This is a genomic window from Occallatibacter sp., assembly GCF_049802275.1.
In the GTDB taxonomy this organism is placed as follows: Bacteria; Acidobacteriota; Terriglobia; order Terriglobales; family Acidobacteriaceae; genus Telmatobacter.
Genome location: NZ_JBARMD010000456.1, coordinates 1 through 12,880 on the forward strand (window position 1 = coordinate 1; position 12,880 = coordinate 12,880).

The 12,880-nt window shown below is 58.8% G+C and carries 12 protein-coding genes and 1 tRNA gene; 5 read left to right on the forward strand and 8 right to left on the reverse strand.

The window, feature by feature from the left end; all coding sequences use genetic code 11:
- A partial coding sequence (locus WA354_RS15690; protein ID WP_472813962.1) for a c-type cytochrome domain-containing protein occupies positions 1–227 on the reverse strand: 227 nt, incomplete at its 3' end.
- 275 nt (positions 228–502) lie between these two features.
- Positions 503–781: a 4a-hydroxytetrahydrobiopterin dehydratase gene (locus WA354_RS15695; protein WP_472813963.1), complete on the reverse strand. Its 279-nt coding sequence runs from the start codon at positions 779–781 to the stop codon at positions 503–505.
- A gap of 188 nt (positions 782–969) precedes the next feature.
- On the opposite strand from WA354_RS15695, the gene WA354_RS15700 reads away from it, so the two are divergent.
- From WA354_RS15700 to WA354_RS15710, 3 genes are read left to right on the forward strand one after another with little or no spacing between them, the layout of a single operon-like run.
- A complete protein-coding gene (locus WA354_RS15700) occupies positions 970–1,386 on the forward strand; it encodes a BlaI/MecI/CopY family transcriptional regulator (protein ID WP_472813964.1) in 417 nt (138 codons plus the stop codon).
- Between the two features lie 3 nt (positions 1,387–1,389).
- Entirely contained in the window at positions 1,390–3,003 is a 1,614-nt protein-coding gene (locus tag WA354_RS15705; RefSeq protein ID WP_472813965.1) for a M56 family metallopeptidase, read from the forward strand.
- A gap of 31 nt (positions 3,004–3,034) precedes the next feature.
- Positions 3,035–4,633 carry a trypsin-like peptidase domain-containing protein gene (locus tag WA354_RS15710; RefSeq protein ID WP_472813966.1) on the forward strand — a complete coding sequence of 533 codons (1,599 nt, stop codon included), beginning with the start codon at positions 3,035–3,037 and terminating at the stop codon, positions 4,631–4,633.
- An 80-nt stretch (positions 4,634–4,713) separates the two neighbouring features.
- On the opposite strand, the gene glmS is transcribed toward WA354_RS15710, so the two are convergent.
- A complete protein-coding gene (gene glmS / locus WA354_RS15715) occupies positions 4,714–6,597 on the reverse strand; it encodes a glutamine--fructose-6-phosphate transaminase (isomerizing) (RefSeq protein ID WP_472813967.1) in 1,884 nt (627 codons plus the stop codon).
- Between the two features lie 81 nt (positions 6,598–6,678).
- On the reverse strand, positions 6,679–6,924 hold the full coding sequence (gene purS / locus WA354_RS15720) for a phosphoribosylformylglycinamidine synthase subunit PurS (RefSeq protein WP_472813968.1): 246 nt from the start codon (positions 6,922–6,924) through the stop codon (positions 6,679–6,681).
- Positions 6,925–7,109: 185 nt separating this feature from the next.
- Here purS and WA354_RS15725 point away from each other — a divergent pair, with 185 nt between their 5' ends.
- The gene (locus WA354_RS15725) at positions 7,110–7,670 is read left to right on the forward strand and encodes an inorganic diphosphatase (protein ID WP_472813969.1); all 561 of its coding nucleotides are present in this window, start codon (positions 7,110–7,112) and stop codon (positions 7,668–7,670) included.
- Between the two features lie 71 nt (positions 7,671–7,741).
- Here WA354_RS15725 and WA354_RS15730 read toward each other — a convergent pair whose 3' ends face one another.
- Positions 7,742–9,220 (reverse strand): APC family permease, encoded by a 1,479-nt coding sequence (locus WA354_RS15730; protein WP_472813970.1) that lies wholly within the window; start codon positions 9,218–9,220, stop codon positions 7,742–7,744.
- A gap of 133 nt (positions 9,221–9,353) precedes the next feature.
- Between WA354_RS15730 and WA354_RS15735 the strand changes: the two genes are divergently transcribed.
- Positions 9,354–9,446: transfer RNA gene (locus tag WA354_RS15735), tRNA-Ser, on the forward strand.
- A 225-nt stretch (positions 9,447–9,671) separates the two neighbouring features.
- Here WA354_RS15735 and WA354_RS15740 read toward each other — a convergent pair.
- The 3 genes from WA354_RS15740 to WA354_RS15750 are packed head-to-tail and all read right to left on the reverse strand — an operon-like array spanning position 9,672 to position 12,604.
- The gene (locus tag WA354_RS15740; protein ID WP_472813971.1) at positions 9,672–9,971 is read right to left on the reverse strand and encodes an AtuA-related protein; all 300 of its coding nucleotides are present in this window, start codon (positions 9,969–9,971) and stop codon (positions 9,672–9,674) included.
- Between the two features lies 1 nt (position 9,972).
- Complete coding sequence (locus tag WA354_RS15745; RefSeq protein WP_472813972.1) at positions 9,973–11,304, reverse strand: acyclic terpene utilization AtuA family protein; 1,332 nt, start codon at positions 11,302–11,304, stop codon at positions 9,973–9,975.
- A gap of 13 nt (positions 11,305–11,317) precedes the next feature.
- Complete coding sequence (locus WA354_RS15750) at positions 11,318–12,604, reverse strand: CitMHS family transporter (RefSeq protein ID WP_472813973.1); 1,287 nt, start codon at positions 12,602–12,604, stop codon at positions 11,318–11,320.
- Positions 12,605–12,880: the final 276 nt, after the last annotated feature.

Sequence of the window (12,880 nt, forward strand, 5' to 3'; positions counted from 1 at the left end):
CCGGGCACGACGCGGCGGGAGAACGACTTCATCACAGAGCTTCTGCGATCGAGGCGCATGCCGGCGCGCTGTTTGGCAGGGCCATGGCAATCGCCGCACTGCTCGCGAAAGATGGGTAGAACGTCGCGGCCGAAGTCGACCTTTGCGGGAGGTGGGGTCTGGGCCGGCGCGATGCCGGCGACCAGGACCAAGCAGAGAGAGACGGATGCGAGTCCTGAACGTGGCAAGAAGGTGGCCTCCGTGTGAATTGGTTGCCCGGTGTCCCAGGAACCTCACCTTAAGGTGACCTGAGAAGCTTGGGCGTATCCGAATAATTAAAGGAAGACTACCGACAGTTCGAGATTAGAGCCGGTGCGCTGAAACGAAGGGGGCCGGGGAAGCGCAGACGTTCCAAGTCAGGTCGGATGCTAACTGTGCGCGAGCCATATGTAAAGGAGATTTGTGCAATCGAGACGAGACGAGGACCGCGAAACAAAACGAGGCAGCAACGGCAACAATGGGGTCAGCAAAGCTTGTCGGTGGCGGCGGCGAGGTCAAAGTCTTTTTGCGTGATGCCGCCTGCATCATGGGTCACAAGTGCCAGGCGGACTTTGTTGTAGCGGATGTCGATGTCGGGGTGGTGGCCGGCGTTTTCAGCGATGTCGGCGACTTTGTTGACGAAGGCGAGCGAGGCGCGGAAGTCCTTGAAGAGGAAGGTGCGGACGAGTTCGCCTGACTCGATCTGCCAGTCAGGGACGGTGACGAGGCGGGATTTGATTTCGGAGTCGGATAGAGGTGGCATGGCATTCTCCCAGGGGACCGGCTCACCGCGGTGGGCGGACCCAAGCATTCACTATAAGTTGGGATGCCGGCGGGGCCATTGAAATTTGTGCGCGGGATATGGTAACTAATCGTTTAGTTGCTGCGTCCAATTAGTTGTGAGAATCAGATCAGTTAAAGAGCTGATCATATGGAATCAATGAGATAAGGATGCCTCCGAAGAAATCAAACACGTTAACCGAGGCCGAACTGAGGCTAATGAAGATCCTGTGGAGGCGCGGGGAGTCGGCGGTGACCGACTTGGTGGCAGCCATGCCGCAGGGCCAGGCACTGGCTTATAACTCGGTGCTGACAACGGTCCGGATTCTGGAGCAGAAGGGATATGTAGAGCACCGACAGGAAGGGCGGGCTTTTATCTACTGGGCGGTGGTGAGGGAGCAAGATGCCAGCCGCAGCGAAGTGAGGCACGTGCTGAACCGGTTTTTCGGTAACTCAAGCGAGCAACTGTTGTTATCGCTGCTGGGGGATGGGGATATCTCGCAGAAAGAATTGGAGCGGCTGAAGAGGGCGATTCGCGAAGCTGCACCTGACGCGGTGACCGCATCGGATCAAGTGAAAGAGGTCTAGGCGATGCATCTTGCATTCATGATCGGGAACCTTCCGCTGGTGGCCTTGGCGTGGTTCGCATCAGCGGGCGAGGGGTTTGCGAGGACCGCCGGAACGGCGCTGGTGACCTCGATCTGGCAGGGAGCGGTGATTCTGTGCGGGCTGGAGATGTGCGTCCGGGTGATGCCGCGGATGTCGGCAGCGCATCGGTTTTTGCTATGGGCCGCCGGTTTCGGTGTTGCAGCTTGGTTGCCGCTGCTCTCTTTGTTACCTATCGGTGCAGGTGTAGCGGGAACTGCTGGAGTTGGTGCGATTGCAAGCGGGAACGCGATGGGGCCGGTGCTTCAACTGGATGAGCGATGGGGTTTGGTGATCGCGGGACTTTGGGTGTTGGCTTCAGCGATTCGCGGAGTGAGCCTGGCGGTGCACTCGATGCGGCTGCGGCGGTTGTGGAAGGCCGCGCGGCCGGTGGAAGTGAGTGCGACGCTGGCAACGGCACTTAAGGATGTACGCGGCGGACGCGTAACAATCTGCACGACGGAAATGCTGGATCGGCCCAGTGTGATTGGATTTCTGGCACCGCGAATTCTGATTCCTGCGTGGCTGATGACGCGGCTGACGGCGGGAGAACTGGAACAGATTCTGCTGCACGAAGCGGAGCATCTGCGCCGCGGAGATGACTGGACGAACCTGGTGCAAAAGCTGGCGCTGGCGGCATTTCCGCTGAACCCGGCATTGGTGTGGATAGAACATTGGCTGTGCCGTGAGCGGGAAATGGCGTGCGACGAGGGCGTGGTGCGGATTACGAATGCGCCACGAGCTTATGCCGCATGCCTGGCGAGCCTGGCGGAACGGGGGTTGGAGCGGCGAGCGGAGGCTTTATCGCTCGGTGCATGGCATCGGCGCTCGGAACTTGTGCACCGGGTGCATGGAATTCTGCTGAGGAAGCGCGGATTGAACAGAGCTGCCGCGGGTGTGCTGCTGGGCGCAGTGGGTTGTGCCCTGGTGGTGGGCTCCGTGGAGATGGCGAGAGTTCCGCAGCTAGTGGCATTCGTGCCTGAACAAAAGAGCCTGGCGATGACTCCGGCGCGACAGCGGGAGATGGAGGCGATGCTGGCACGAGAGAACGCCGAGGGAAAGGTCAGTTTGCCCCGGGGATATCGTGCGGTGCAGGCCAGGGCCGTAGTCCCGGAGAGTCATCGTACTGCGATAAACGTGCCGAGGCATGAAGCACCGAGAGCTGCGAAAGCGGCTACAGAGCAGAATTCGCAGCAGGTCGCGAAGGCAGAAGTAACCGGTGATCGCGTGAATCCTGATCGCGTGAATCCGGGTACGGAGCAGGAATGGGTGGTGCTGGCGGCATGGGAAGAAGTTGAAACGGTAAGCCGCACAGTGAGCATGCTGACAGACTATGATGCGAACACTGCGACGGGTGATGGTACGGGTGGCCGGGCAGAACAGACACAACAGGGCCATGGCAAGGTTGCGGGACAGGCAACCAAAACGTTGTCCAATCAGAAGATCAGCGAATACAAGATCACGCAGCTGATTTTGAGGGTGGTACCTGCAGATTCAAATTCCAATTCTACTCAGCGGTCGGGGTCGGTTCGCGGCGGCTGGTTCGTGATCCAACTGTAAATTCAACTTCAAATCTCAACGCGAGGTAGGTATGTCGGTAACAACTAATTCATTAGTGGCAAAGGCAAAGAAGTTTGGAGCGCCGGCTGCGGCTGCGGCGGCGGTCATTCTGAGCGCTTCATTCCTGATTGGATACACGGCGCACGCAGCAGGCAACGCTGTTGCGCCCAACGGTGCGGCAGCTGCTTTGAGCGGCGGGGCGCCGATGAACGACAGCAGCGTGTCGTCATTGGTATCGCTGGACAACGCAGTTGAAGCTGTCGCAGCACGGGTAACACCGGCGGTGGTGAACGTGGCGGTGACAGCGCGCGTGAGTGACAAAGAGGCCGGTGGGGACGATGACGGGCAGGACTCGGGCGGACAGATTCCGCAAAGCGCAATTCCGCCGGAGTTCCGCAGATTCTTCGGGCCAATGGGGAACGGGCAGAATCCCCAGTCGCAAATCGAACACGGGATCGGAAGCGGCATCATCATATCGCCGGACGGATATATCGTGACCAACAATCACGTGGTGGATGGCGCAACGCAGGTCCGCGTGACGCTGAATGATCGGCGCGTTTTCCCGGCGAAGGTGGTGGGTGTAGACAAGCTGAACGACCTGGCTGTGATCAAGATCAATGCGAACAACCTGACTACAGTTGCATGGGGCGACTCGACAAAGCTGCATCCCGGACAGACGGTGCTGGCATTCGGCAGCCCGTTTGGCTACTTCCAGTTTTCTGTGACGCGTGGGATCGTGAGCGCGCTGGATCGGCCGAATCCTTACTCGGATGATCCGCGGAAGCCAGGCGACTACATCCAGACAGACGCAGCGATCAATCCGGGCAACTCGGGTGGGCCGCTGGTGGATGCGCACGGTGAACTGGTCGGCATCAACACCTTCATCATCACAAATAACGGCTCATTCGCGGGCGCAGGGTTTGCGATTCCTTCGCAGATCGTGCGTGCTTCAGCCGAGTCGATTATCAAGGATGGAACGGTGCATCACGGGTATCTCGGCATCAGCATGAACGATGTGACGCCGGACAACTCCAGCTTCTTTAACCTGCCGGATGCAACGGGCGCGATCGTGAGCCAGGTAACTCCTGATTCGCCTGCGAGCCGCGGTGGCCTGAAGAGCGGCGACGTGCTACGCGAATTGAACGGCGTTAACATTCGCAACGGCAGCCAACTGCAGGTTGCAGTCAGCCAGACGGCCCCGGGAAGCGATATCAAGCTGGGCATTCTGCGTGACGGGAAGCCGGAGACGTTGACCCTGAAGGTCGGCGAATACAAAGGCGATAAGCAGGTTGCGGACAACGAAGGCGGCGGATCGCAGCAGCGCGGACGGCTAGGACTGGGCGTGGGCGATGTGACTCCAGATATGCGCCAGCAGATGAACATTCCTTCGCAGGTGAAGGGTGCTGCAGTGCAAAGTGTACGGCCTGCCAGCCCGGCGGAAGATGCTGGTCTGGCTCCCGGGGACGTGATCCAGGAAGTGAATCGCAAGCCGGTGGCGAATGCAGAGCAGTTTGCGAATGATGTGCACTCTGTACCAGCGGGCAAGGACATTCTGCTGCTGGTGTGGTCGCACGGCGGCGCGAGCTACCGTGTGGTTCATCCGGCACAGAATAACCAGAACGGCGAGTAAGCGGACCGTTCGAAGCAAGTGTTGCAAACAACTATGGCCGCCGCATCTCCTCGAAGTGCGGCGGTCTTTTTTGCGTTCAATTATTCGACGGTGACGGATTTGGCGAGGTTGCGGGGCTGGTCCACATCGCAGCCGCGGCGGACGGCGATGTAGTAGGCGAGCAACTGCAGGGGGACGATCTCAATGAGCGGGGAAAGCAGTTCAAATGCAGGCGGGATGAGGATGACGTGCTCGACGAGACCGGCGAGGGTGGTGTCGCCCTCAGTGGCGATAGCGATGACGCGGCCGGAGCGGGCGGTGACTTCCTGAATGTTGGAGAGGGTTTTCTCGTAACGCAGCTTCGAGGCGGGATCAGATTCGTCGCGCGTGGCGAGAACGACGACGGGGAGGGTCTCGTCGATGAGGGCATTGGGGCCGTGTTTCATTTCGCCGGCAGGGTAGCCCTCGGCGTGGATGTAGGAAATTTCTTTGAGCTTGAGCGCGCCTTCGAGGGCGATGGGGAAATGGATGCCGCGACCGAGGTAGAGGAAGTCACGCGCGTTGGAAAAGCTGGCGGCGAGCTGCTCGCACTGAGGGGAGCTTGATTTGAGAACTTCTTCGATCTTGGCGGGAATTCGGCTGAGCTCTTCGATGAGTTGAATGGACCGTTCGGTGTTGAGGCGTCCGCGCAGTTGGCCGAGTTTGAGCGCGAGCAGGAAGAGCGCTGTGAGTTGCGCGGTGAAAGCCTTGGTGGAGGCAACGCCGATCTCGGGACCGGCGTGCGTGTAGATGGCGCCGTGGGCTTCACGAGCGACCATGGCCCCGACGACGTTGCAGATGGCTACTGTTTTCGAGCCAAGGCTTATCATTTCGCGCTGAGCGGCTAGGGTGTCAGCAGTCTCTCCGGATTGGGTGATGAGAAGGCCGAGGGCGTTGCGATCGGGAATGGGATTGCGATAGCGGTATTCGCTGGCGTAGTCGACGTCGACGGGTAAACGCGCGAGGCGCTCGATCATGTATTTTCCGGCGAGGGCAGCGTGCCAACTGGTGCCACAGGCGGCGATGTTGATGCTGGAGGCACCGGCGAGCTCGTCGTCGTCGATCTCCATTTCGCCGAGGAAGATGCTACCGGAGTCGAGGGAGACGCGGCCCAGCGTCGTGTCGCGAATGGCGCGCGGCTGCTCCCAAATTTCCTTGAGCATGAAGTGCTTGTATCCGCCTTTTTCGGCCTGGATGGGGTCCCACTGGATGCGCTGCAGTTCGCGCTCGATGGGTTTGCCGTTGAAGTCGGTAAGCTTGACGCCGTCGAGGGTGAGAATCGCCATGTCGCCGTCGGCGAGGAAGTAGATATTGCGGGTGTGGTGGAGGATGCCGGGAACGTCGGAGGCAATGAAGTATTCGCCTTCACCTACGCCGATGACGACGGGAGGCCCGGAGCGCGCGGCGATAATCTTGTCGGGCTCGGCGGAGGAGAGGATGCCGAGAGCGAAGGCTCCGGTGAGGCGCTTGACGGCGCGGCGAACAGCGTCTTCAAGAAGAATGGGAGAGCCGGCTGCGACGGCTTCGTTCTGAATCTGCTCGATGAGGTGGGCGATGATTTCGGTATCGGTTTCGGTGACGAACTTGTGGCCCTGCGCGGTGAGTTCGCGCTTGAGGTCGAGGTAGTTTTCGACGATGCCGTTGTGGACGACGACGATGCGGCCGGTGCAATCGCGATGGGGGTGGGCGTTCTCTTCAGTGGGCCGGCCGTGGGTGGCCCAACGGGTGTGGCCGATGCCGAAGGTGCCGTCGAGGGGATGATCGCGCAGGACTTCTTCAAGATTGCCGAGTTTGCCGGGGGCGCGACAGACTTCGAGGAGAGCGGTGTTGGGACTGCCGACGGCGATACCGGCTGAGTCATAGCCGCGGTACTCGAGGCGGCGCAGACCTTCGATGATGACGGGGACGACTTTCTTACGGCCAACGTATCCGACGATTCCGCACATGATTGGATTTTATGCGAGCGATCCGCGGCAGATGTGAGTCCGCGGAGAGATGGCCGACGAACGAAAGCAAGTTAAATCGTTCTATTCCTCTATGCGGTATGTGAATTCTTCGATCACGGGATTGGTGAGGACCTCGCGTGCGATGCGCTCGACCTGAGCGCGGGCTGACTGTGAGTCGAGGCCATCTGCAAGAGATAAAGCGAAGTACTTGCCCTGGCGAACGGCAGAGACTTCGTTGAAACCAATCTTGCGCAAGGCATTATGGATGGTTTGGCCCTGAGGATCGAGGACCGATGTCTTTAACGTAACGTAGACATGCGCCTTCATTATCCGTGATTATATTAGTTCAGGCGGATGGCCGGTAAGAGCTTCGGTGAGAGATCGGAATGAAACCGGAGGATCGCGGGCGCCCTTTTGGTCGGTCCTTCACCGGCGCATCGGGCCATGCGCATCTAAATAGAATCCGGCTCCCCTGAGCATGCCGGATAAACCCCGAGAGGATGTAGGAAAGAATGATCAATTATTTGGAGCTGCCGATTGGCGAGCGGTCCCCCGAAGTGTTTCGGGCCGTGATCGAGATCCCCAAAGATGGAACCAACAAGTTTGAATATGACAAGGAATTGCACGTTTTCAAGCTGGATCGTAACCTGCACTCGCCGGTGCACTACCCAGGCGATTATGGGTTCATTCCGTCCACGCTGAGCGATGATGGTGATCCCCTAGACGTGCTGGTGCTTGTTCCGGGACCGAGCTTCCCGGGATGCGTGCAGGAGGTTCGCCCGATTGGCCTGCTGGAGATGATGGACCAGGGCGTGCTGGACGAGAAGGTGCTGGCGGTGGGCAAAAACAACCCGCGCTACACCAATGTTTGGAACTACACGGATATCTACCCCCACATGCTGAAGGAGATTACACACTTCTTCTCTATATATAAGGATCTGGAAGGCAAGCGGGTGGAGATCAAGGGCTGGCACGATGCGGCGTATGCGCGAGACCGGGTAATTCGGGCTGCGAAGTTCTTTGTGGATGAGAAGCCGAAACCGATCGCACTGAAGCAAAAGGTAGCGAAGTAGGGCCGGGTATAACGGTTCAGAAACTGGCAGGCCGCGCGGAGGGATTGCGCGGCCTTGCTGTCTGTTCGGTACTAGTCGGTGGCGGAAGCGGTTGCCAGGCGTCTGCGAGCAAACCGGCCAGCGGTAAGCCAATAGAGAAGGGGGCCGAGCAATCCGACCGCGATGGAGAAGACGAGCGAGGAGACAGAGTTGTGGGCCAGCACGATCTCTTCTCTGCGGGACGCATAGAGTGCGTAACCGATGAGCACGGCGGGTCCGATTCCCAACGAACAGGCGAATGCAAGGTTGCCGGCTTTGAACGGCCGCACCAGGTTCGGCTCGCGAATGCGAAGCACGATGAGTGCGACAAACTCGAGCAACAGGCTTGAGCCATAGAGGATGAGATCGATGGAGATGAGGCGCTCGAACTTCAGGTTAAGAGCGAGCGCCCACGCGAGGCCACAGAGCAGAACACTGACCCAGGGCACTTCGTGACGATTACGCTGGGCGATGAAACGTGGAAGCATTCCATCTTCGGCCATGGCCATGGGCAGCCGCGTGTAACTCATCATGAGGGCGTTGAACATTCCAACGCCGCAGATGGCGCCTCCGGCAACCACAGCCACCGCCAGCATCGGCCCGCCGATCGCGTTGGCGGCCATCATCCAGTCGCCAGTTGAAAAGTTGTCGACGGACAGACCGGCGAGTGCCATCGCCAGAAGTGGCAGGATGTAAGTGACGGCCGCCAACGCGGCGGCGACGATCATGGCTTTGGGATAATTCCGCTGCGGTTCCTCAACCTCCTGCGCAACGGTGGAAGCATTGTCCCACCCCATGTAATTCCACATCGCAACCAAGACCGCTGTGGAGAGGGCGGCGTCAGAGCCCGTGTGACCCCATAGCACCGTGGGATGGAGCGTAGATCCGCGCCATAGGCCGAGCACGAGGAAGATGGCGAATGGCGCCAGCAAAAGCACGAACAGGCCGATCGATCCTTCCCCAACGGCGGGAGCGCCGCGGAGGTTCCAAGCGCAGCAGAACATCACGACTGCCAGCGACCAGGCATATCCGTGCCAGCCGGAGGTCAGCGAAGAGTTGAATTTGCCCAGATAGAGCACGAAGATGGCAGGGTAAATGGCCATATCGAAGACGCTGGCGGAGAGCGAAAGCCATCCTTCCTGATATCCCCAGAATGGTCCAAGACCGCGGCGCACCCAGACATAAAAACCGCCCTCGGCGGGAATGGCGCTGGCAAGCTCGCCAATCATGAGCGCCGTGGGCAGCGACCACAAGATCGGCAGGACCAGGAGAATGATGATCGCGCGTGCAAATCCGGCTCCGCCGAGAATGTCCTCAATCCCATAAGGGCCGCCCGAAACCATGAAGTACGTGGCGGCAATGAGCGGCAACAAACGCATCTTGCGCCGGGCTGGTTTGGGAACGATCTGCATTGATGTGAATGTAACAAAAGTGAAGCTCTGTTGCGGCGAAACAGGCGCGATATTGGCGGCTGGGAGCAAGGGAAAAGGCTGGAGTCGAGCGCCCGTGAGGGCGAGATTTGGGAGTAACACCGCCGACTTCTTGAAGGGAATCGTCGCAGGTCGGGACTGAGTCTGGGGTCCACGAGATTAGGGCGTCGTCCTCATCGAAGCCGTGCGCAAGCCCTCGCGGCCGAAAATTCCGCTATAATCCGGAATGAGCAACGGAGAGATGGCCGAGTGGCTGAAGGCGGCGGTTTGCTAAACCGTTATAGGGTCAAAAGCTCTATCGGGGGTTCGAATCCCCCTCTCTCCGCCATCGAGTCAAGTTGTTATAATCAATAACTTAAGCACATAGAATCTCCCCGATTTCCGGCCTTTCCCGCGCCAAACATCCACTAGAGAGCCTATCTCCGAATAGATAATCTCGCCTTCCGTGGCCCTTTTCTCTGGTCCCCAGGAGAGCAGTGGAACTTTTGGTCCATCCATTTTGGGCCTCATTGGCTGTAACCATCGATTGTCGAGAGATGTCCCGCATTGCAGGCTAAAGTTCTAGCCCGAGGAGAGCAAATCCGAGGCATTTGCCGTGAGCATCAAGGGCAAGCGAGCGGGTGATGCTGCTGGAAAGTGGCCGATGAAGGACGAAGTTCAGCGCCCTAAGTTGCGGAAGACTGTACCGCTCCACGGGGGGATCGATGAGTGATTTGAAGTGTGCAGCTACGCGTTCGGCAGTGACCTTTTCTTCGAGCAATTTGAAGTCTTCGCTACGGTAGGCAATCAGGGAAATTGTCACGATGTTTCCCTTGTCGCCGGTGCGTGCATGGGCGAGTTCATGAAGCTGCATTTCAGGACTCCAGAATTCGAAGTTGATGGGAGACCGATTCCCGCGGGATGAGGGCAGAGATGATAGCTATGATCTCCCGGGTTGAGCCGGAGGCTCCTCCGCCACCTGCTGGACCGTTTGTGTAGAGGGCCTCGACCTCGCGAGGAATGCAAGCTGCTGACGCGAGCGAAGCGGCGCGGCCTGCCGCGCGGAGACGAATCTCGTATGGAACGGGCGCGGTCCGGGAGAGTTGCGGGCCGTGGATGGAGTTGAGGCCGATGAGATCGAAACGCAATTCGGAGAATTGACGGTGGTCAAGACGTTCCGCAAGGATCGCACGCGCAAGCTCGGCGCGGCGAAGAGCGTTTGGCCCGGCATAGGAGATTTGTCCTTCGCCGATGTAACCATCGCGGTAGGCAATGGAGACTTTCAAAGTTGCAGGGCGCATCCGGCCTGAGCCTCCGTGAACAAGAACCCGGTCCGGGCCCAGTTCTTCGAAGGACACCTTGGAGAAGTCGGCGACTACATCGGGGGTTAAGTATGCACATGGATCCTGGATCTCGTAGAGGAGTTGCTCGGTGCATGTGGCGCGACTGAGTAAACCGCCCGATCCTTCGACCTTTGTCAGGATCGCTGCGCCATCCGAGTTGACTTCGGCAATTGGGAAGCCGAGGCGCGCGAGGTTGGGAACATCCTTGTGGCCCGGATCGGCGAAGTATCCGCCGGTAAGCTGGCCCGCACACTCGAGCAAGTGACCGATGACGGTTCCCTGACCGAGAAGTTCCCAATTGTCGAGCGACCATCCGAATTCGTGAATGAGTGGAGCGAGAAAGAGCGCGGGGTCAGCAACGCGGCCGGTCAGGATGATGTCCGCTTCGCTTTGCAGGGCCTGCAGGAGCGGCAGGACGCCGAGATAGGCGTTGGCAGAGAGCCAGGTCTCGACCGGCGGCAGCGGGCCTTCAAGTTTTTCGATGTCTGTATTGCCGCTGCGCAAGAGATCGAATACGTCATCGCCGGAGACCGCAGCGATGCGCAAACCGCGTATGCCGAGGCGACGCGTGATCTCGCGGGTTTTCTCCGCCGCCGCGTTCGGATTCGCGGCGCCCATGTTGCTGATGATCCGGATGCGCCGCGCGACACAGTGGGGAAGCACGGCTTCCATACGCTCTTCGAGCAATGGGTCATAGCCTTGGGAAGGATCGAGCAGACGGGACTTTTGTGCGATGGCGATGGTTCGCTCGGCGAGGCACTCAAAGACGAGATAGGAGAGCGAGCCTTTCTCGGCGAGTTCAACTGCCGGGTCGATCCTGTCGCCCGAGTAGCCGGCGCCGGCTCCGATTCTGATGGGCTTCATATTAAGCTCCGTCTCACAAGGGAATGATCCGCAGGATCACGGCGGCAAGCGTCATAAGCAACGAGGCGGCAAAGAGAAACGGAATGGTATACCGCTGATGTTGAGCGAGGCTGATTTCAGACAGACCCACAACCAAGTAGGTTGCGGGAGTCAACGGACTGACGGGAAACCCGGTGGTGTGCAAACCGAGGAGCGCGGCTTGGGCCATCGTGACGGGTGCCAGTCCGGCGGATGCACCCGCCTTTGCGAGGACAGGGAGAACGCCAAAGTAAAACGAATCGGGATCGAAGAAGAGGCTGAGCGGCATCGAAACGATTCCGAGGGAAAGAGGAATCAACCTGAGTCCGTGCTGGGGAAGGTGAACCACAACCGCCGACGCCATCGCATTCACCATTCCGGTGCCCTTCATTATGCCGGTGAATGCACCGGCTGCGAAGAGAATGCTCGCCATGAGAATCGCGGCAGGGGCATGTGCGATGATTCTTTCCTGCTGCGCCTTGAGACTCGGAAAATTCAGGCTGAGGGCGATGACCGTGCCGAGCATGAACACGATTACCGGGTCAACTTTGCCGCTGATCATGACACCCAGGACCATCAGCGTGATGATCACGTTGACGACGAAGAGGCGGGGATACTCGTTGCGAGAAACGCTTGTTCGCTGATCCGGGATGGCCCGGTTGGGCAGTAGATTCAATCTGCGTTCCTCGCGGATTCCAAGCATAGCTGAGACTGCAAACACGAAAGCAAGTCCTACAACCTGCACGGCGATCATGGGAACGAAGATGGTCGAGACAGGGAGGTGAAGTGCGGCGGATGCGCGCAGGGTGGGCCCGGTCCAGGGAAGGAAATTTACACCGGCAGCCATCGACGCAACGCACGCAAGAATCCTGCGATCGACGCCCAGTTCGTCGTAGATGGGCAGGAGGGCCGGGATGGTAACAAGAAACGTCACTGCTCCGGAGCCGTCGAGATGCACGAGCAATGCGAGTAAGGCGGTTCCAGGAACGATACGTGAGGGCCTGCGGCCGATGACACGGAGCAGCCAGGCGATGAACGGCTTTAGCATTCCCGCATCAGTCATGATGCCGAAGAAGAGAATGGCAAACACGAACATGCCGATTACTCCGGAAATAGTCTCAATGCCCGCAAGCATGAACTTTCCCGTACGCATGCCAAAGCCGCCGCAAAGCGACGCGAGAACAGGGATAGAGATCAGGGCAACTACCGGCGATATCCTCTTGCTGAGGATGGCCACCATGAGTACGAGGATCGTGAGAGCGCCGAGGACGGCAAGGAACATGAGTAGTTGAGCTTTCGCAGATCGTTCTAAGAAACTATAGGGGACGGATGCACAAGTTGAGAACGTCTCAAGCGCTCGATCATGTACCGACAAAATCGGGCCCGATTTCTGGGCGCTCGCCAATTCCCCTAGTCGGGCGGAGAGATGTGATATTGAACCACCCTTGGGTCACTTCAGAAAACCAGCACTCGCGACGGTATAGAGTCTGTAACGAAACCTTTTGAAAGCTCCACTACAGAGAATCGTTTCCACTCTAAACCTTTTACATTCAAATGC

Coding starts and splice junctions, on each gene's coding strand:
- WA354_RS15725 (WP_472813969.1), top strand. CDS start 7,110: ATGATCAATTATTTGGAGCTGCCGATTGGCGAGCGGTCCCCCGAAGTG.
- WA354_RS15710 (WP_472813966.1), top strand. CDS start 3,035: ATGTCGGTAACAACTAATTCATTAGTGGCAAAGGCAAAGAAGTTTGGA.
- glmS (WP_472813967.1), bottom strand. CDS start 6,597: ATGTGCGGAATCGTCGGATACGTTGGCCGTAAGAAAGTCGTCCCCGTC.
- WA354_RS15700 (WP_472813964.1), top strand. CDS start 970: ATGCCTCCGAAGAAATCAAACACGTTAACCGAGGCCGAACTGAGGCTA.
- WA354_RS15750 (WP_472813973.1), bottom strand. CDS start 12,604: ATGTTCCTTGCCGTCCTCGGCGCTCTCACGATCCTCGTACTCATGGTG.
- WA354_RS15695 (WP_472813963.1), bottom strand. CDS start 781: ATGCCACCTCTATCCGACTCCGAAATCAAATCCCGCCTCGTCACCGTC.
- purS (WP_472813968.1), bottom strand. CDS start 6,924: ATGAAGGCGCATGTCTACGTTACGTTAAAGACATCGGTCCTCGATCCT.
- WA354_RS15745 (WP_472813972.1), bottom strand. CDS start 11,304: ATGAAGCCCATCAGAATCGGAGCCGGCGCCGGCTACTCGGGCGACAGG.
- WA354_RS15740 (WP_472813971.1), bottom strand. CDS start 9,971: ATGCAGCTTCATGAACTCGCCCATGCACGCACCGGCGACAAGGGAAAC.
- WA354_RS15705 (WP_472813965.1), top strand. CDS start 1,390: ATGCATCTTGCATTCATGATCGGGAACCTTCCGCTGGTGGCCTTGGCG.